Source organism: Mycobacterium kubicae (genome assembly GCF_015689175.1).
GTDB classification, from domain to species: domain Bacteria; phylum Actinomycetota; class Actinomycetes; order Mycobacteriales; family Mycobacteriaceae; genus Mycobacterium; species Mycobacterium kubicae.
This window is the reverse complement of record NZ_CP065047.1, coordinates 4,308,195-4,325,732: the sequence shown is the minus strand read 5'-3', so window position 1 is coordinate 4,325,732 and position 17,538 is coordinate 4,308,195. Positions and strand designations below refer to the sequence as shown.

The following is a 17,538-nucleotide window of genomic DNA, read 5'->3' as shown; positions in this document are numbered from 1 at the left end:
CCGATGAAGGTAATGGCTCAGTTGGCGATGGTGATGAACCTCGACAAATGCATCGGCTGCCACACCTGCTCGGTCACCTGCAAGCAGGCGTGGACCAACCGCGCGGGCACCGAATACGTCTGGTTCAACAACGTCGAAACCCGTCCCGGGCAAGGATATCCGCGCACGTACGAGGACCAGGACCGATGGCGCGGCGGGTGGATCCGCGACGCCAAAGGCAGACTGCGGTTGCGCGACGGCGGCCGGTTCGCCAAGTTGCTGCGCATCTTCGCCAACCCGAAGCTACCCACGATCGACCAGTACTACGAGCCGTGGACCTACGACTACGAGAACTTAACGACCGCACCGGCCGGTGACACCTTCCCGACGGCCGCACCGCGAAGCCTGATCAGCGGCAAGCCGATGAAGGTGTCCTGGGGACCGAACTGGGACGACAACCTCGCCGGATCACCGGAGATCCTGGCCGAGGACCCGATCCTGAAAAAAGTGAGTGACGAGGTCGTCCTGCGACTCGAAGAGACGTTCATGTTCTACCTGCCGCGGATCTGCGAGCACTGCCTCAACCCGTCGTGCGTGGCGTCGTGCCCGTCCGGAGCGATGTACAAGCGCAGCGAGGACGGCATCGTGCTGGTCGACCAGGACCGGTGCCGCGGGTGGCGCATGTGCGTGTCGGGATGCCCCTACAAGAAGGTGTATTTCAACCACAAGACCGGCAAGGCCGAGAAGTGCACCCTGTGTTATCCGCGCATGGAGATCGGGCTGCCGACCATCTGCTCGGAGACCTGCGTCGGGCGGTTGCGCTATCTGGGCCTGGTGCTCTACGACGCCGACCGGGTGCTCGAGGCGGCGTCGGTGGAACGCGACACCGACCTCTACGAGGCTCAGCGTCGAATCCTGTTGGATCCCAACGATCCTGAGGTGATCGCCGCGGCCCGCGCCGAAGGCATCTCCGATGACTGGATCGAGGCCGCGCAGCGCTCACCGGTGTATGCCCTGATCAACACCTACCGGGTGGCGCTCCCGCTGCATCCGGAGTACCGCACCATGCCGATGGTCTGGTACATCCCGCCGCTGTCGCCGGTGGTCGACGCGGTCAGTCGCGACGGCCACGACGGGGAAGATGTCGGCAACCTGTTCGGCGCCCTCGAGGCGCTGCGGATTCCGTTGAAGTACCTGGCCGAATTGTTCACCGCGGGGGACACCGAGGTGGTCGCCGGTGTGTTACGGCGCCTGGCCGCCATGCGCTCTTACATGCGCGATATGAACCTGGGTCGGGAGACCCAGCCGCACATCCCGCATGCCGTCGGCATGACCGAGCAGGACATCTACGACATGTACCGGCTACTTGCCATCGCCAAATACGAAGAGCGGTATGTCATTCCGACCGCGTTCGGGGCCCAGGCCCGTGATCTGGAAGAGATGGGCTGCTCACTGTCCGGTGACGGCGGTCCGGGCATGTACGAAGACGCCCCGGTGCCGGTCGCGGTGGAGACGTTTCACGCGGTCAAACGAACCGAGCAGCCGCGCAACGGTTCCCGGGTGAATCTGCTGAACTGGGACGGCCGCCAAGTGGCCGCCGGGATGTTCCCCGAAGAGCAGAAGCAATGAAGTTGCTCTCCCGTGCCAGGCAACGCACGATGCACGACCGGCTGGTGTGGCAGTGCGCATCCTTACTGCTCGCCTATCCCGACGAGGGTCTGACGCACCGATTGGATACCGTCGACGCCCTGCTGGCGAACCTGAACGGCACCTCGGCCGCGCTGCTCGATCAGACGGCCGCGACGCTGCGCGCGCTGCACCCGATGGCCGCGGCGACGCAGTACGTCGAGACGTTCGACCTGCGCCGGCGCACCACCATGTACCTGACGTACTGGACGGCCGGCGACACGCGCAACCGGGGCCGGGAGATGCTCACGTTTGCCACCGCTTATCGCGACGCGGGGGTCGAGCCGCCGCGCGGCGAGGCGCCCGATCATCTGGCTGTCGTGCTCGAATTCGCCGCCACCGTCGACCCCGAGTCGGGCCGCCGGTTGCTCGCCGAGCATCGGGTTCCCATCGACGTGCTGCGGGCGGCCCTGGCCGAGACCAATTCGCCCTACCAGCACACCGTCGCTGCGGTCTGCCAAACCCTGCCCAGCGCAACCGATCAGGAGGCACGTCGCGCACAACGCCTGGCCGAGGCCGGCCCCCCAGCAGAATCCGTTGGGCTGCAACCTTTCACGTTGACCGTGCCGCCCAGGCGCACCCAGGGAGGCTGACATGAATCTGGTCGAGATCTTCTGGGACGACGCACCCTATGTCGTGTTGGCGATCGCGGTGGTCGGCACCTGGTGGCGCTACCGGTACGACAAATTCGGCTGGACCACCCGCTCTTCGCAGCTCTATGAATCCCGGCTGCTGTCCATCGGCAGCCCACTGTTCCACTTCGGCAGCCTGATGGTCATCATGGGCCACGTCATCGGTCTGCTCATCCCGGAGCCGTGGACTCGGGCGCTGGGCATGAGCGATCACCTCTATCACCTGCAGGCGCTGCTGCTGGGGGTGCCGGCCGGCGCGGCCACCATCGCCGGCATCGGGCTGTTGATCTATCGCCGGCGCACCACCGCGCCGGTGCTGCGGGCCACCACCGGCAACGACAAGCTGATGTACCCGGTGCTGGTCTGTGCCCTGGTGGCCGGGATGTGCTGCACGCTGATGGGCGCCACGCACTTCGGCGAATTGCACGACTACCGGCAGAAGGTGTCGGTCTGGTTCCGCTCGATCTGGATTCTCGATCCGCGCGGGGATCTGATGGCTCAGGCGGCGGAGTACTACCAGATCCACGTCTTCATCGCGCTGCTGTTGTTCGCCCTGTGGCCGTTCACCCGGCTGGTGCACGCGTTCAGCGCGCCCATCGCCTACCTGTTCCGGCCCTACATCGTCTACCGCAGCCGGGATGTGGCGGACAACAACCAATTGGTCGGCTCGGCGCCGCGCCGCCGCGGCTGGTGAGACGCACCCGCTGAGCTGCCCAGTTCGCCATCTGCAGCGCCCGCTGCCACAATCACCGACGTGCAATTCCGGAATGTAGCCATCGTCGCCCACGTCGACCACGGCAAGACGACGCTGGTGGACGCGATGCTGCGGCAGTCCGGTGCGCTGCACGAACGCGGTGACCTGCAGGACCGCGTGATGGACAGCGGGGACCTGGAGCGGGAAAAAGGCATCACCATCCTGGCCAAGAACACCGCCGTGCACCGCCATCACCCGGACGGCTCCGTCACTGTTATCAATGTCATAGACACCCCCGGCCACGCCGACTTCGGCGGCGAGGTGGAGCGCGGCCTGTCCATGGTCGACGGGGTGCTGCTGTTGGTCGACGCGTCCGAAGGCCCGTTGCCGCAGACCCGGTTCGTGCTGCGCAAGGCACTGGCCGCGCATCTGCCGGTGATCCTGGTGGTCAACAAGACCGACCGGCCCGACGCCCGCATCGCCGAAGTGGTCGAGGCCAGCCACGACCTGCTGCTCGACGTGGCCTCCGACCTCGACGACGAGGCCGCCGCGGCGGCCGAACACGCGCTGGGACTGCCCACCCTGTACGCCTCCGGGCGGGCGGGCATCGCCAGCACCGAGGCACCCGCCGACGGCGAGGTTCCCGACGGCACCAACCTGGACCCCCTGTTCGAAGTGCTGCTCGAGCACGTACCGGCGCCCAAGGGCGACCCGGAGGCGCCGCTGCAGGCGCTGGTCACCAACCTCGACGCATCGGCGTTCCTGGGCCGGCTGGCGCTCATCCGCATCTACAACGGCCGCATCCGCAAGGGCCAGCAGGTCGCCTGGATGCGTGAGGTGGACGGGCTGCCGGTTATTACCAGCGCCAAGATCACCGAGCTGCTGGCCACCGAGGGCGTCGAGCGCAGCCCCACCGACCAGGCGATCGCCGGCGACATCGTCGCCGTCGCCGGCCTGCCCGAGATCATGATCGGCGACACGCTGGCCGATCCCGACCATGCCCATGCGCTGCCGCGCATCACCGTCGACGAGCCGGCCATCGCGGTGACCATCGGCACCAACACCTCCCCGCTGGCCGGAAAGGTGTCCGGGCACAAGTTGACCGCCCGCATGGTCCGCAACCGGCTCGATCAGGAGCTGGTCGGCAACGTCTCCATCCGGGTGGTCGACATCGGGCGCCCCGACGCCTGGGAGGTTCAGGGCCGGGGTGAGCTGGCGCTGGCCGTGCTCGTCGAGCAGATGCGCCGCGAGGGTTTCGAGCTGACCGTCGGGAAGCCGCAGGTGGTCACCAAGACCATCGACGGCAAGCTGCATGAGCCGTTCGAGGCGTTGACGATCGACTGCCCGGAGGAGTTCGTCGGCGCCATCACCCAGCTCATGGCCGCTCGTAAGGGACGCATGGAGGAGATGACCAACCACGCGGCGGGCTGGGTGCGGATGGACTTCATCGTGCCCAGCCGCGGGCTGATCGGGTTCCGCACCGACTTCCTCACGCTGACCCGCGGCACCGGCATCGCCAACGCGGTGTTCGACGGCTACCGCCCGTGGGCGGGGGAGATCCGGGCCCGCCACACCGGGTCGCTGGTGTCCGACCGCAGCGGCAGCGTCACACCGTTCGCGATGATCCAGCTGGCCGATCGCGGCCAGTTCTTCGTCGAGCCCGGGCAGGACACCTACGAGGGGCAGGTCGTCGGCATCAACCCGCGGGCCGAGGATCTCGACGTCAACGTCACCCGCGAGAAGAAGCTGACCAACATGCGGTCATCGACCGCCGACGTCATGGAGACGCTGGCGCGCCCGTTGGTCCTGGACCTCGAGCAGGCGATGGAGTTCTGCGCCGAGGACGAATGCGTCGAGGTGACCCCGGAGATCGTGCGCGTTCGCAAGGTCGAACTGGACGCCACTTCGCGTGCCCGCAGCCGGGCGCGCGCCAAGGCCCGGGGATAACGTGCCGCTGGCGCGCGAGCGTCCCCTCGTTAACCTGATCCTCGTGCTGCACCAAGCCCGTCACATCCTGGTGACGGTCGGCGTGCTGATCGCACTGGTCGGGCTGGCGCTGTCGGCCTGCACCGTCAGTCCGCCCCCGGCGCCGCAGAGCACCGACACGCCCCACAGCACGCTGCCGCCGCCGCAGCACCCGACCCAGATCATCATGGGTATCGACTCGATCGGCGCCGGATTCAACCCGCACCTGCTTTCGGATCTGTCGCCGGTGAACGCCGCGATCAGCGCTCTGGTGTTGCCCAGCGCTTTCCGCCCGGTGCCAGACCCGAACTCGTCGACCGGCTCGCGGTGGGAAATGGACCCGACACTGCTGGTGTCGGCCGACGTGACCAGTGAAAACCCGTTCACGGTGACCTACAAGATCCGGCCCGAGGCGCAGTGGACCGACAACGCCCCCATCGCGGCCGACGACTTCTGGTACCTGTGGCGCCAGATGGTCAGCCAGCCCGGGGTCGTGGATCCGGCCGGTTATGACCTGATCACCGGCGTCCAGTCGCTTGAAGGCGGCAAGCATGCCGTCGTCACCTTCTCCCAGCCGTACCCGGCCTGGCGGGAGCTGTTCAGCGACATCCTGCCCGCCCACATCGTCAAAGACGTGCCGGGCGGGTTCGCCGCCGGGTTGGCCCGCGCGCTGCCCGTCACCGGCGGCCAGTTCCGGGTGGAGAACATCGATCCCCAGCGCGACGAGATCCTGATCGCCCGCAACGATCGTTACTGGGGTCCGCCGGCCAAACCCGCGCTCATCCAGTTCCGTCGCGCCGGAGCGCCTGCGGCACTTGCTGATTCGGTCCGCAACGGCGACACCCAGGTGGCCCAGGTACACGGCGGTTCGGCCGCCTTCGCGCAGCTTTCCGCGATCCCCGACGTCCGCACCGCCCGGATCGTCACGCCGCGGGTCATGCAGCTCACGCTGCGGGCCAACGAGCCCAAATTGGCGGATTCCCAAGTGCGCAAGGCGATTTTGGGCCTGCTCGATGTCGATCTGCTCGCCGCCGTCGGCGCAGGCAGCGACAACACCGTCACCCTGGACCAGGCACAAATCCGCTCACCCAGCGACCCCGGCTACGTGCCGACCGCGCCGCCGGCGATGAGCACCACGGCCGCACTGGCTCTGCTCGCCGGCGCCGGTTTCCAAGTGGAGAGCAGCACGTCGGCCTCCCCGACGTCGCCTGGTTCGACGACCACACCGATCAACACCGGGCCACCGGAAGTGCGCGGCCGGATCAGCAAGGACGGCAAGCAGCTGGCGCTGGTGATCGGCGTGGCCGCCAACGATCCGACCGCGGTGGCGGTCGCCAACACCGCCGCCGACCAGCTGCGCAACGTCGGAATCGCCGCCAGTGTGCTGGCGCTGGACCCCGTCGTGCTCTTCCGCGACGCACTGAACAACCATCAGGTCGACGCGCTGGTGGGGTGGCACCAAGCCGGCGGCAATCTGGCGACGTCGTTGTCGTCGCGGTTCAGCTGTCCGGCGTTGCAGGCCACCGAGGTGCCGCCGCCCGGTGCCCCGACGACGCAGAGCTCCGGTCCCACCGGGCTGACGCCCTCGGCCGGACCCGATACCCCGACGCCGACCGCCCCGAGCCGGCCGCCCGACCCGAATGCGCTGGTCAAGGCGCCGTCAAACCTCACCGGCATCTGTGATCGCAGCATCCAGTCGAACATCGACGCCGCGCTCAACGGCACCAAGAACATCAACGACGTCATCACCGCCGTGGAACCGCGGCTGTGGAACATGTCCACGGTGCTGCCGATCCTGCAGGACACCACGATCGTCGCGGCCGGCCCGAGCGTGCAGAACGTCAGTCTGTCCGGCGCCGTACCGGTCGGCATTGTCGGTGACGCGGGCCAGTGGGTCAAGACAGGACCATGATGCAAACCTAAACATAACAATCCAGGGTTACAACCGACCAAACTGATTGTCCCTGTGGCGAATTGTTACCGACGGATTGTGTCAAAAACCCCATACGAAATGCAGAAACTTCGATACGCTCCGCTCAAGCGTCCGATCGGGCTGGGGACGGTACACAAAAGTGGCGGGGAGGGCACAGATGTCCTTTTTATTTGCAGACACGCCGTTCGTTGCGGCGGCCGCAACTGATTTGGCGGGCATCGGCACGTCGATCAGTTCGGCCAGTAATGCGATTGCCACCGCGACGACCGCGGTGATCCCCGCTGGCCTCGACGAGGTGTCGGCGAGCATCGCCGCGCTGTTCGGGGCCCATGGTCAGGCATATCAGGCGCTCAGCGCGCAGGCGGCCCTGTTCCATGAGGAGTTCGTACAGGCGATGAGCGCCGGCGCGCAGGCTTATGCCAGTGCCGAGGCCCTCAACGTGCAGGCCGCGCTGGCAAGTGGACCGGTGGGGGCCGCGCTGGACGTCTTCGGGCAGGCGGGCGCGAACTTCGCCACCAACGTGGTCAATGCCGAGCTTGCGTTCAACGGCGCTCTGGTGGGTGGCCAGAACGCCTTGGTGCAGGCCGCAGGCGGCATCAACAGTGCGGTGGGCAGCGTTCTCACCGGCGGCTTCAACGCCGCCAATCTGGTGGTCGGCACCGGTGAGCAGGTCATCAACACCGTCATCGGCGCGCAGGTTCCGACGAGCTTCGCCAGCAGCCTGGTGGTGGGCGGCCCAGGCGCGGGGCTGCAGCTCAGTGCGGCCCTCAACGGCTTGGCGGGTAACTTCAACGCCGCTCTGTCCGGGCTCGGTAGCCAGCTGAGCACCGTCTTGTCGGGAAGCCTTGCGCTGCCCGACTTCTCCAGCCTGGCTGCGAATCTGAACGGCGCCTTGTCGGGCAGCTTCGCCGGCGGGCTGCCCAACCTGTCCGGGCTGGTGCAAACCGGTCAGTCCCTGGCCGCCGGCTTCAACGCGGCGGTGAACAACCTCGGCGCCCAGGTGAGCGGTGCGCTCGCCGGTCTGCCCGACGTGTCCGGACTGATTCAGACCGGAGCCGCGCTGACCGGCAACTTCGGCGCCACCCTCAACGGCTTGGGTGCCCAGCTCTCCGCCGCCCTGGGTGGCGGCTTACCGGCACTCGCGGCCTTGGCGGGCAACTTCGGTGCCAGCCTCAACGGCTTGGGCGCCCAGCTGTCCGCCGCCTTGTCCGGTGCGTTCGGTGGTGGCCTGCCCGGCCTCGCCGGCCTGGCGGGCAACGTCACTGCCGCCCTCAACGGGCTCGGCGGGCAGCTCAGTGCCGCCCTGTCCGGTGGCTTACCGAACCTCGCCGCACTCCTGCCGACCGGCGGAACGCTGATCGGGAACTTCAACGCCGCGCTCAACGGTCTGGGCGGACAGCTCAGCGCGGCTTTGACGGGCGGCTTGCCCGGCATCCCCGGCCTGGCCCTGGGCGTCGACCTGCCCGGCCTGGTCGCCAGCTTCACCGGGGCCCTGCCCGGCTTCGGTGCGCAGGTCAACACGGCTCTGACGGCTGCATTAGCCGGCAACTTCGGCCCGTTCTCCGCGTTGGTCAACACCGTGGCGGCGATACCGACCAACGGCGTCGCGCAGTTGAACGTGCTGCAGAACGGCATCCTGGGCGGGCTGGCCACCAACGAGCTCGCGCTCAGTTCCGCTCTGGTCGCCAACGAGCAAGCCTTGGTATCCGCGCTGCTCGGGCCCGCCGCGCTGACGGGCGCTGGGGGCTACGCGATCAACGCCGCGAACCTGTTGCTCGGCACGCCCGTGAATGTGCTCAACGGCGCGCTGGGCCTCAACGTTCCCGGCCTGACCACCAGCTTGCTGTTCAACCCGGCGTTCGCGGGCGGCATCACGGGCGGCGGGCTGCTGGGCGCGGCCGAGCAGCTGTTGTCGCTCAACGCCGCCGTGGGCGGGCTCCCCGGTCTGGACGCGTCGCTGTTGACGCAGCTGGGTCTGGGACCGGCCGGCTTGGACGCGCTGGTGAACAGCCAGCTGGCGTTCAACGGCAACCTGGTGGCCAACGAAGAAGCGCTGCGCGCGGCGCTGGTCGGTGTGGTCGGTCCGCTCAACGGGGCGATCGACAACGCGATCGGCATGGTGAACGGCGTCGTGGGCGGGGTCCAGGGCGTGGCCGACGGTCTGCTCGGCGCTTCCTTGACCGGTTTCACGACGCCGCTGAAAGCGATCACCGAAAGCCTGATCGTCCCGCCCCTCGAGGGAGACCTGTTCGGGGCGATCACCGCCGGTGGCTTCCTGGGCGCCCTGGAGAACAAGTTCCTGATGGACGCGTCGTTCATCAGCAACTTCCTGGTCCCCATCCAGCTGACGCTCAACGGCGGGCTGCCCGCCTACCTCACTCAGCTGGGCGCCAACATCAATGCCAATCTCAACGCCGTGTTGACCGGGAGCGTCAACATCGGCCCGGGCGGCATCACGGTCGGTGGCGGCACTGGCGGCACCGTCGACACCGTCGGGACGCTCTAGTCAGCGCCTAGATCAGCTCTGTTGCAGTCGTTTCGGTGGAATGACCGTGTCGACGATGAGCGCGATCTCCTTGCGGCTCGGTGGTGTGCCGAACAGCATGAAGTGCTGATTGATCAGCGCCGGACCGATCAGCGGGCTCAGCGGGGTGAGCGTCGCCGCATCCAGGTCGCCGTCGCGCACCGCGGCTTGCAGGATCGATTCGACGATCTTGAGCCGCGGGCACACCACGGCGTCGGCGAAGATGGCGCGCAGTTCGGGCTCGTGAATGACCTGGCCGATGATCTCCAGGCCGGGAAAGTCCGTCTTGCCCGCCAGCACATCCCGGTGCGTGGTGAACACCGCCAGCAGGTTCTCCCGCGCCGAACGACCGGGCCGCGGCTCGGGTAGCGGCGGCACCGCATGATGCAGCGCCGCCAGCACCAGATCATGTTTGCTGGCCCAGCGCCGGTATAAGGCGGCTTTGCCGGTCTGCGCGCGGGCTGCGATGCCCTCCATCGTCAGACCGCCGTAGCCGACCTTCGCCAGTTCGGCCAGGGTAGCGGCGAAAAGGGCCCGTTCGAGCACTTCGCCGCGCCGACGGCTCCTGGCCGTGTTCTGGGTGAGCTGCGTCATTTTTCGATAGTAGCCGTCGCCGTTCCTATCTTGGCTTTCCGCGCAGTATTGCGCGGCGGGTAGGGTGCGTCCATGCCTGAGACGCCGCGGCTGCTGTTCGTCCATGCGCACCCCGACGACGAGAGTCTGAGCAACGGCGCCACCATCGCGCACTACACCGCGCGCGGAGCGCAGGTGCAGGTGGTGACCTGCACGCTGGGGGAGGAGGGCGAGGTCATCGGCGAACGGTGGGCCCAGCTCGCCGTCGATCAGGCCGATCAGCTCGGCGGCTACCGCATCAGCGAGCTCACTACCGCGCTGCACGCGCTCGGCATCACCGGTGGCCCCACCTATCTGGGCGGCGCAGGCCGCTGGCGTGACTCCGGAATGGCCGGCACCCCGCGGCGCGGCCGGACCAGGTTCATCGACGCCGAGGAATCGGAGACCGTCGGTGCGCTGGCCGACATCATTCGTCAGCTGCGCCCACATGTGGTGGTGACCTACGACCCCAACGGGGGATACGGGCATCCCGATCACGTGCACACCCACATCGTTACCACCGCTGCGGTGGCTGCAGCGGCAGGCGGTGCTTACCCGGGTGAACCGTGGGAGGTGCCCAAGTTCTATTGGACGGTTCTCGGCCTGAGTTCACTGGTGTCCGCCGGGCAACGGCTGACCGCGGCAGACCTGCGACCCGAGTGGGTGCTGCTGCCGGCGGAGGAAGTCTCCTTCGCCTACCCCGATGACCGCATCAACGCCGTCATCGGCGCCGACGCCCACGCACACGCCGCCAAGGTCGCCGCCCTACGCGCGCACGCCACCCAAGTGGTGGTCGGGCCGACCGGCCGGGCGGGCGCGCTGTCCAACAACGTCGCGCTGCCGATCCTGGCCGAGGAGCACTACGTTCTGGTCGAGGGCGCCCCGGGCGAACGCGACGAGCGGGGCTGGGAAACCGATCTGCTGGCCGGTCTGGGCTTCGCCGAGTTCGGCACGTAGGCTGCCAAATAGGCCGTCACGGAAGGAATTCGCATGGACCCCGACCTGGACCCCAACCTGCAGCACTGGCAAGACCGTCTCGACAGCTTCCAGTGGGTGATCGGCTCTATTCTCTCCCAAGTCGACAGCGTCCCAACCTGACCGACACTCAATCCCGTGTCGTCTCCGTCGACGACACCGACGCGACGCAGCCCGCACTTCGGTTCGTTGTCCTGGCTCTGTTGGTCGTCGACGGAGTTCTTTCTGCGCTAGCGGGGGCGTTGTTGTTGCCCGCTTACATCGGGTCGGTGCCCTTCCCGGTGAGCGCATTGATCAGCGGCCTGGTCAACGCCGCCCTGGTCTGGGCCGCCCAGGGGTGGACCAAGTCACCGCGGATATCGGCGTTGCCGTTGTGGGCGTGGCTGTTGACCGTGGCGGTGATGAGCCTGGGTGGTCCCGGCGACGATGTCATCCTGGGCGGCCAAGGACTGATGGCTTACGGAGCGTTGCTCTTGCTGGTCCTCGGTGTGGCGCCGCCGGCCTGGGTGCTCTGGCTGCGCAGGAGCGGCGGCTGACTGCTGTTAAAGCGGCGGCAGCGGTGGCAGCGGCGGCAAGAAGCCGCGTATCCAGTACCACTCGTTGTAGATGAACTGGTTGACCGACGCTGAGGTGGCCGACCAGAAATTGTTCAGCCCCTGCGCGAAGCTGATGGTGCCGTCCAGCCAGTCCAGCGTGTTGAACAGGGCGCTCTGCACCATCGGTTCGAACAGGTAGTAGAAGAAGTTGATCTGCGGCGCCAGTATGCCCACCCAGGGCAGCCAGCCCGCGGCGTACGAGGCGAGATTGAAGCCGTACTGCACATACGGCTCGACGGCCAGGTATGCCTCCTCGATGGCGGTGGCCACCGACACCGGTATGACGGCCGCCGGTGCCGCCACCGCCGCAGCGGCCGCCGACAGCGCGCTCGACGCGGCCCGGCCGATGTTTCCGCCGGTGGCCGCCAGGCTCAGCGCGCTGGTGGCTGCAGCCGCGGGAGCCCCGGTCACGTTGGTGCCGAACACGCCGGCCACGGCACTTTGCACGCGGCCCACCGCGTCGGACACGACGGCGCCCCCACCGAGCAGGGGACCTTCCAGCAGTTGGTGAGCGGGCCCGTTCGCCGCGCTCGCCAAGGTTTGTGCGGCACTGGCCTCCGCTGCGGCGTAGGCGTTGGCGGACGTCCGCAGGGCCTCGGTGAACTGCGTATGGAAGGTCGCCAGTTGCGAGCTGAGCTGCTGATAGCCCTGGCCGAACTTGGAGAACAGGGCGGCGACTTGGGTGGAGACGTCGTCCGCGGCCGCCGCGGCGATGCCGGTGGTGGGCATCGCCGCTGCCGCGCTGGCCGCGTTGATGTCCGATCCGATGCCGGCTACGTCCGCCGCCGCCGCCACCAGCGCCTGCGGCGCCGCCAGCAAGTTCGACATGCGAGGTTCCTTCCGCGAAAACACACCAACTTGCAAGGGATGGTAGCGGGATCGGTGCCTCGAGGCGGCCGTCTCGAGCAATCACATGCCGGGCGAACCTCGACCGCGTGCTTGCACCCGCCTGGGGCTACTGTTGCGCGTATGGCACCGAAGTTCTGCGGTTTCACATGGTGGGACGTGCGGATGAAATTCGCGTGTGGGGAAGTTAAACGAACGTGCCTTTAACACCGGAGCAGACGCCGGAGCCACCGGGCCAGCAGCCCACGACTCTGCCCAGCCCCGTCGTTCCGACACGGACCAGCGCATCGGCGTTACGGCGGGTGCTGCGGCGGGCGCGCGATGGTGTCGTACTCAACGTCGACGAGGCGGCCATCGCGTTGACCGCCCGCGGCGCCGATCTGACTGACCTGTGCGCCAGCGCAGCCCGGGTGCGCGACGCCGGCCTGGAATCCGCCGGGGTCCGCGGGCCGCAGGGCCGACTACCGATCACCTATTCGCGCAAGGTCTTCATCCCGGTCACCCACCTGTGCCGCGACAACTGCCATTACTGCACCTTCGTCACCGTGCCGGGCAAGCTGCGCGCCCAGGGGTCCGGCATGTACCTGGAGCCCGACGAAATCCTCGACATCGCCCGTCGCGGTGCCGAACTCGGTTGCAAGGAAGCGCTGTTCACGCTCGGAGATCGTCCCGAGGACCGCTGGCCCGAGGCGCGCGAGTGGCTCGGTGAGCGCGGATACGACTCCACGTTGTCCTATGTGCGGGCCATGGCGATTCGCGTGCTGGAAGAGACGGGGTTGTTGCCGCACTTGAATCCCGGGGTGATGAGCTGGGCGGAGATGTCGCGGCTCAAGCCGGTGGCGCCGTCGATGGGCATGATGCTCGAGACGACGTCACGGCGGCTGTTCGAAACCAAGGGGCTGGCGCACTACGGCAGCCCGGACAAAGACCCCGCCGTGCGGCTGCGCACCCTCACCGACGCCGGCCGGTTGTCCATTCCGTTCACCACTGGCCTGCTGGTCGGCATCGGCGAGACACTGGTCGAACGAGCCGAGACATTGCACGCAATCCGCAAGGTGCACAAAGAGTTCGGGCACATCCAGGAAGTGATCGTGCAGAACTTTCGGGCCAAACAGCACACCGCCATGGCCGCCGTGCCCGACGCTGGGATCGAGGACTACCTCGCCACGGTGGCCGTCGCCCGCCTGGTCCTGGGCCCGGCTATGCGCATTCAGGCGCCGCCGAACCTGGTCTCTCGTGACGAGTGCCTGGCCCTGCTGCGCGCCGGTGTCGACGACTGGGGTGGCGTATCACCGCTGACCCCCGACCATGTCAATCCGGAACGGCCTTGGCCGGCGCTGGACGACCTGGCCGCGGTCACCGCCGAAGCCGGCTACGAGTTGGTGCAGCGGCTGACCGCCCAGCCCAAGTACGTCCAGGCCGGTGCGGCGTGGATCGATCCGCGGGTGCGGGGACACGTTGTCGCGCTGGCCGATCCGGCCACCGGCTTGGCCCGCGACGTCAATCCGGTGGGCATGCCCTGGCAGGAGCCCGACGACGTGTCATCGCTGGGCCGAGTGGACCTCAATGCCGCGATCGACACCGAGGGTCGCAACACCGGTGCCCGCAGCGATCTCGACAGCGCGTTCGGCGACTGGGATTCCATCCGGTCGCACGTGCACGAACTGGCGCGCCGCGCTCCTGAACGCATCGACACCGACGTGCTGGCCGCGCTGCGGTCAGCCGAACGGGACCCGGCCGCCTGCACCGACGACGAATACCTGGCGTTGGCCACCGCCGACGGTCCCGCCCTGGAAGCGGTTGCTGCGCTTGCGGATTCGCTGCGCCGGGAAGTGGTCGGCGACGACGTGACCTTCGTGGTCAACCGCAACATCAACTTCACCAACATCTGCTACACCGGCTGCCGGTTCTGCGCCTTCGCTCAGCGCAAAGGCGACGCCGACGCCTATTCGCTGTCGACCGCCGAGGTAGCCGAACGGGCATGGGAAGCCCACGTCGCCGGTGCCACCGAAGTATGTATGCAAGGCGGCATCGACCCGGAGTTGCCGGTCACCGGCTACGCCGATCTGGTCCGCGCGGTCAAGGCCCGGGTGCCGTCGATGCATGTGCATGCGTTCTCCCCGATGGAGATCGCCAACGGTGTCACCAAGAGCGGGTTGAGCATTCGCGAGTGGTTGATCGGCCTGCGCGAGGCCGGCCTGGACACCATTCCGGGCACCGCCGCGGAGATCCTCGACGACGAGGTGCGTTGGGTGCTCACCAAGGGCAAGTTGCCGACATCGCTGTGGATCGAAATCGTCACCACCGCCCACGAAGTGGGGCTCCGTTCGTCATCGACGATGATGTACGGCCACGTCGACAGCCCGCGGCATTGGGTAGCCCATCTCAACGTGTTGCGCGAGATTCAGGACCGCACCGGCGGATTCACCGAGTTCGTGCCGCTGCCGTTCGTGCACCACAATTCACCGTTGTATCTGGCCGGTGCCGCGCGGCCCGGGCCCACGCACCGCGACAACCGCGCGGTGCACGCCTTGGCGCGAATCATGCTGCACGGCAGGATCTCTCACATCCAGACCAGCTGGGTGAAGCTTGGCGTGGAGCGCACGCAGGTCATGCTCAACGGCGGCGCCAACGATTTGGGCGGCACGCTGATGGAGGAGACGATCTCGCGGATGGCCGGCTCCGAGCATGGATCGGCCAAAACGGCGGCCGAACTGGCCGCCATCGCCGAAGGCATCGGCCGCCCGGCCCGGCAGCGCACCACCACCTACGCCCCGCTCGCGGCCTGACTTCTCTGCAGAAACGCCGACACTCCGGGCCGAAGCTCGGCCCGGAGTGTCGGGACTAATCAGCTGCTTACTGAGCGGACTCAGTACTGGTTGCAGACACCGGCGACGGACTCAACCACGCCGATGTACTGCGAAGCGCCCGGCATCGCCTGCAGCTGCGCCGCCATCTGCGCGCGCTGCGGCGGCGGCGACGCCAGGAACCGCTGCAGGTAGTTCTGCGCGATCGGCGACCCATTGAACTGCGCCGCAGCTCCCGGGTTCGTCGCGTTGAGCGCGGCAATCACCTGCGGGTAACTGCAGTTCGTGTTAATGACCGCGTCCAGCGGATCTGCGGACGCGATACCGGTCGCAGCGGTCAACGCCACGCCCAAACCGCCAACAGCGGCGGCGAATTTTGCCAACGACAGCCTTGCCATGAGTGGACACCTTCCCCAACTAATGCACCGACCGAAAGGACGGCGACGACATCTGCCCAGCGGTTGCCGTCTGCGACTCAGGCTACCAGGCCCCCCGGGCTTCCTTCTATCGCAATGGATATCGCAATACCCCCCTGCAGCGTAACTCTTCGCAGGTCAGAGCGCTTTTTTGGCGGTTTCACCGATACCGAAATAGGACACCGGAGCTCGACGGTGAATTCCTGGAGCCGGCCGCACCGGCCGCACCGGCCGCAGCGACCGCGGTCCCGGGCGTGCCTGATGGTTGACGTGTATGTGCTACGTCTAGTATCAGTAACCGAACGCGTCATCTACCGGGGCTCCGGAAGCCCTTGTGACGCACCAGCAGCCCACAGTGAGCAGTACCCAGAGGACACGTTGAGGAGACGTCCGTGACGTACACGATCGCGCAGCCTTGCGTCGACATCAAGGACAAGGCATGCATTGAGGAGTGCCCGGTCGACTGCATCTACGAGGGTGCCCGGATGCTCTACATCCACCCCGATGAGTGCGTGGACTGCGGCGCTTGCGAACCGGTGTGCCCGGTCGAAGCGATCTACTACGAAGACGACGTGCCCGAGCAGTGGAGCCAGTACACGCAGATCAACGCCGACTTCTTCGAGGAGCTCGGATCGCCGGGCGGTGCGGCCAAGGTGGGGATGACCGAGAACGACCCGCAAGTGGTCAAGGACCTGCCCCCGCAGGGCGAAGAAGACTGAGCGGGCCCCAGCACCCTCGGCGGCGCCGGCCGGTGTCGGCGTCCCTGCCGGTTTTCCCGTGGGACACCCTCGCCGACGCCAAAGCGGTGGCCGGTGCCCACCCGGACGGCATCGTCGACCTGTCCGTCGGCACGCCCGCCGATCCGGTCGCGCCGGTCATCCAGGAGGCGCTGGCCGCCGCCAGTGCTGCACCCGGCTATCCCGCCACCGCCGGGACCCTGCAGCTGCGGGAATCGGCGGTCGCCGCGCTGGCCCGCCGCTACGGGATCACCGGGTTGGCCGAAGCGGCGGTGTTGCCCGTCATCGGCACCAAGGAGCTCATCGCCTGGCTGCCGACACTGCTGGGCATCGGGCCCGCCGACGCGGTCGTGGTGCCCGAATTGGCGTACCCGACCTACGACGTCGGTGCGCGGCTGGCCGGCGCCACCGTGCTGCAAGCCGACTCGTTGACCCAGCTGGGACCGCGGACCCCGGCCTTGGTGTATCTCAACTCGCCGAGCAACCCGACCGGGCGGGTGTTGGGCCTGGACCATCTGCGCAAGGTCGTCGACTGGGCGCGCGACCGGGGCGTGCTGGTGGCCTCCGACGAGTGCTACCTCGGTTTGGCGTGGGACGCGCAGCCGTACTCGGTGCTCCACCCGTCGGTGTGCGGCGGCGACCACACCGGACTGCTGGCGGTGCATTCGCTGTCCAAGACTTCGTCGCTGGCCGGCTACCGAGCCGGCTTCGTCACCGGCGACGCGGGCCTGGTTGCTGAATTGCTGGCGGTGCGTAAGCACGCCGGCATGATGGTGCCCACTCCGGTGCAGGCCGCCATGGTCGCCGCCCTGGACGACGACGACCACGAGAAGATGCAGCGCGAGCGGTACGCGCGGCGGCGGGCCGCGCTGTTGCCTGCCCTGCGCTCGGCGGGTTTCACCGTCGACCATTCCGAGGCCGGGCTCTACCTCTGGGCCAGCCGCGGCCAGGGCTGCCACGACACGGTCGCCTGGTTCGCCGAACGCGGCATTTTGGTCGCTCCGGGCGACTTCTACGGCCCGCGTGGCGGTCGGCATGTACGGGTGGCGCTGACGGCCACCGACGAACGCATCGACGCCGCGGCGCGCCGGCTCAGCTAACACCCGACGCTCGCTGGCCCGGCTACCCGCCGGCGG

At 67.8% G+C, this 17,538-nt stretch carries 14 protein-coding genes; 11 read left to right on the top strand and 3 right to left on the bottom strand.

The features are described 5' to 3' along the window. The first annotated feature begins 3 nt into the window (after positions 1-3). The 6 genes from narH to I2456_RS20135 all read left to right on the top strand — a co-directional run bounded on the left by narH (position 4) and on the right by I2456_RS20135 (position 9,395). Complete coding sequence (gene narH, locus I2456_RS20160; RefSeq protein WP_085073563.1) at positions 4-1,608, top strand: nitrate reductase subunit beta; 1,605 nt, start codon at positions 4-6, stop codon at positions 1,606-1,608. Then, a complete protein-coding gene (gene narJ, locus I2456_RS20155; RefSeq protein ID WP_085073564.1) occupies positions 1,605-2,258 on the top strand; it encodes a nitrate reductase molybdenum cofactor assembly chaperone in 654 nt (217 codons plus the stop codon). Before narH ends, narJ begins: the two co-directional genes overlap by 4 nt. 1 nt (position 2,259) lies before the next feature. Next, the gene (gene narI, locus I2456_RS20150; RefSeq protein ID WP_085073565.1) at positions 2,260-2,991 is read left to right on the top strand and encodes a respiratory nitrate reductase subunit gamma; all 732 of its coding nucleotides are present in this window, start codon (positions 2,260-2,262) and stop codon (positions 2,989-2,991) included. Between the two features lie 60 nt (positions 2,992-3,051). Beyond that, positions 3,052-4,938 carry a translational GTPase TypA gene (gene typA, locus I2456_RS20145; RefSeq protein WP_068027846.1) on the top strand — a complete coding sequence of 629 codons (1,887 nt, stop codon included), beginning with the start codon at positions 3,052-3,054 and terminating at the stop codon, positions 4,936-4,938. Positions 4,939-4,975: 37 nt separating this feature from the next. Continuing rightward, a complete protein-coding gene (locus I2456_RS20140; protein ID WP_139823096.1) occupies positions 4,976-6,868 on the top strand; it encodes an ABC transporter family substrate-binding protein in 1,893 nt (630 codons plus the stop codon). A 178-nt stretch (positions 6,869-7,046) separates the two neighbouring features. Next, a complete protein-coding gene (locus I2456_RS20135) occupies positions 7,047-9,395 on the top strand; it encodes a PE family protein (protein WP_085073566.1) in 2,349 nt (782 codons plus the stop codon). Between the two features lie 12 nt (positions 9,396-9,407). On the opposite strand, the gene I2456_RS20130 is transcribed toward I2456_RS20135, so the two are convergent. Next, complete coding sequence (locus tag I2456_RS20130) at positions 9,408-10,007, bottom strand: TetR/AcrR family transcriptional regulator (protein ID WP_085073567.1); 600 nt, start codon at positions 10,005-10,007, stop codon at positions 9,408-9,410. A gap of 72 nt (positions 10,008-10,079) precedes the next feature. On the opposite strand from I2456_RS20130, the gene mshB reads away from it, so the two are divergent. Both mshB and I2456_RS20120 read left to right on the top strand, forming a co-directional pair. After that, a complete protein-coding gene (gene mshB, locus I2456_RS20125; protein WP_085073568.1) occupies positions 10,080-10,982 on the top strand; it encodes an N-acetyl-1-D-myo-inositol-2-amino-2-deoxy-alpha-D-glucopyranoside deacetylase in 903 nt (300 codons plus the stop codon). Positions 10,983-11,074: 92 nt separating this feature from the next. Beyond that, the gene (locus I2456_RS20120; protein WP_085073569.1) at positions 11,075-11,536 is read left to right on the top strand and encodes a hypothetical protein; all 462 of its coding nucleotides are present in this window, start codon (positions 11,075-11,077) and stop codon (positions 11,534-11,536) included. Between the two features lie 6 nt (positions 11,537-11,542). Here I2456_RS20120 and I2456_RS20115 read toward each other — a convergent pair whose 3' ends face one another. After that, a complete protein-coding gene (locus I2456_RS20115) occupies positions 11,543-12,424 on the bottom strand; it encodes a PE family protein (RefSeq protein ID WP_085073570.1) in 882 nt (293 codons plus the stop codon). Between the two features lie 215 nt (positions 12,425-12,639). Between I2456_RS20115 and I2456_RS20110 the strand changes: the two genes are divergently transcribed. Next, positions 12,640-15,231, top strand: a complete 2,592-nt coding sequence (locus tag I2456_RS20110; RefSeq protein ID WP_085073571.1) for a bifunctional FO biosynthesis protein CofGH — start codon at positions 12,640-12,642, stop codon at positions 15,229-15,231. 80 nt (positions 15,232-15,311) lie between these two features. On the opposite strand, the gene I2456_RS20105 is transcribed toward I2456_RS20110, so the two are convergent. Then, on the bottom strand, positions 15,312-15,647 hold the full coding sequence (locus tag I2456_RS20105; protein ID WP_068027870.1) for a hemophore-related protein: 336 nt from the start codon (positions 15,645-15,647) through the stop codon (positions 15,312-15,314). 410 nt (positions 15,648-16,057) lie between these two features. Here I2456_RS20105 and fdxA point away from each other — a divergent pair, with 410 nt between their 5' ends. Both fdxA and dapC read left to right on the top strand, forming a co-directional pair. Next, a complete protein-coding gene (fdxA, locus tag I2456_RS20100; RefSeq protein ID WP_068027872.1) occupies positions 16,058-16,384 on the top strand; it encodes a ferredoxin in 327 nt (108 codons plus the stop codon). 32 nt (positions 16,385-16,416) lie between these two features. Next, a complete protein-coding gene (gene dapC, locus I2456_RS20095; protein WP_085073572.1) occupies positions 16,417-17,502 on the top strand; it encodes a succinyldiaminopimelate transaminase in 1,086 nt (361 codons plus the stop codon). Positions 17,503-17,538 lie beyond the last annotated feature (36 nt).

Bases quoted from the DNA above. Each gene is read 5' to 3' on its own strand.
- I2456_RS20115 (WP_085073570.1), bottom strand. From the start codon at position 12,424: ATGTCGAACTTGCTGGCGGCGCCGCAGGCGCTGGTGGCGGCGGCGGCG.
- I2456_RS20130 (WP_085073567.1), bottom strand. From the start codon at position 10,007: ATGACGCAGCTCACCCAGAACACGGCCAGGAGCCGTCGGCGCGGCGAA.
- I2456_RS20135 (WP_085073566.1), top strand. From the start codon at position 7,047: ATGTCCTTTTTATTTGCAGACACGCCGTTCGTTGCGGCGGCCGCAACT.
- narJ (WP_085073564.1), top strand. From the start codon at position 1,605: ATGAAGTTGCTCTCCCGTGCCAGGCAACGCACGATGCACGACCGGCTG.
- I2456_RS20105 (WP_068027870.1), bottom strand. From the start codon at position 15,647: ATGGCAAGGCTGTCGTTGGCAAAATTCGCCGCCGCTGTTGGCGGTTTG.
- narH (WP_085073563.1), top strand. From the start codon at position 4: ATGAAGGTAATGGCTCAGTTGGCGATGGTGATGAACCTCGACAAATGC.
- mshB (WP_085073568.1), top strand. From the start codon at position 10,080: ATGCCTGAGACGCCGCGGCTGCTGTTCGTCCATGCGCACCCCGACGAC.
- narI (WP_085073565.1), top strand. From the start codon at position 2,260: ATGAATCTGGTCGAGATCTTCTGGGACGACGCACCCTATGTCGTGTTG.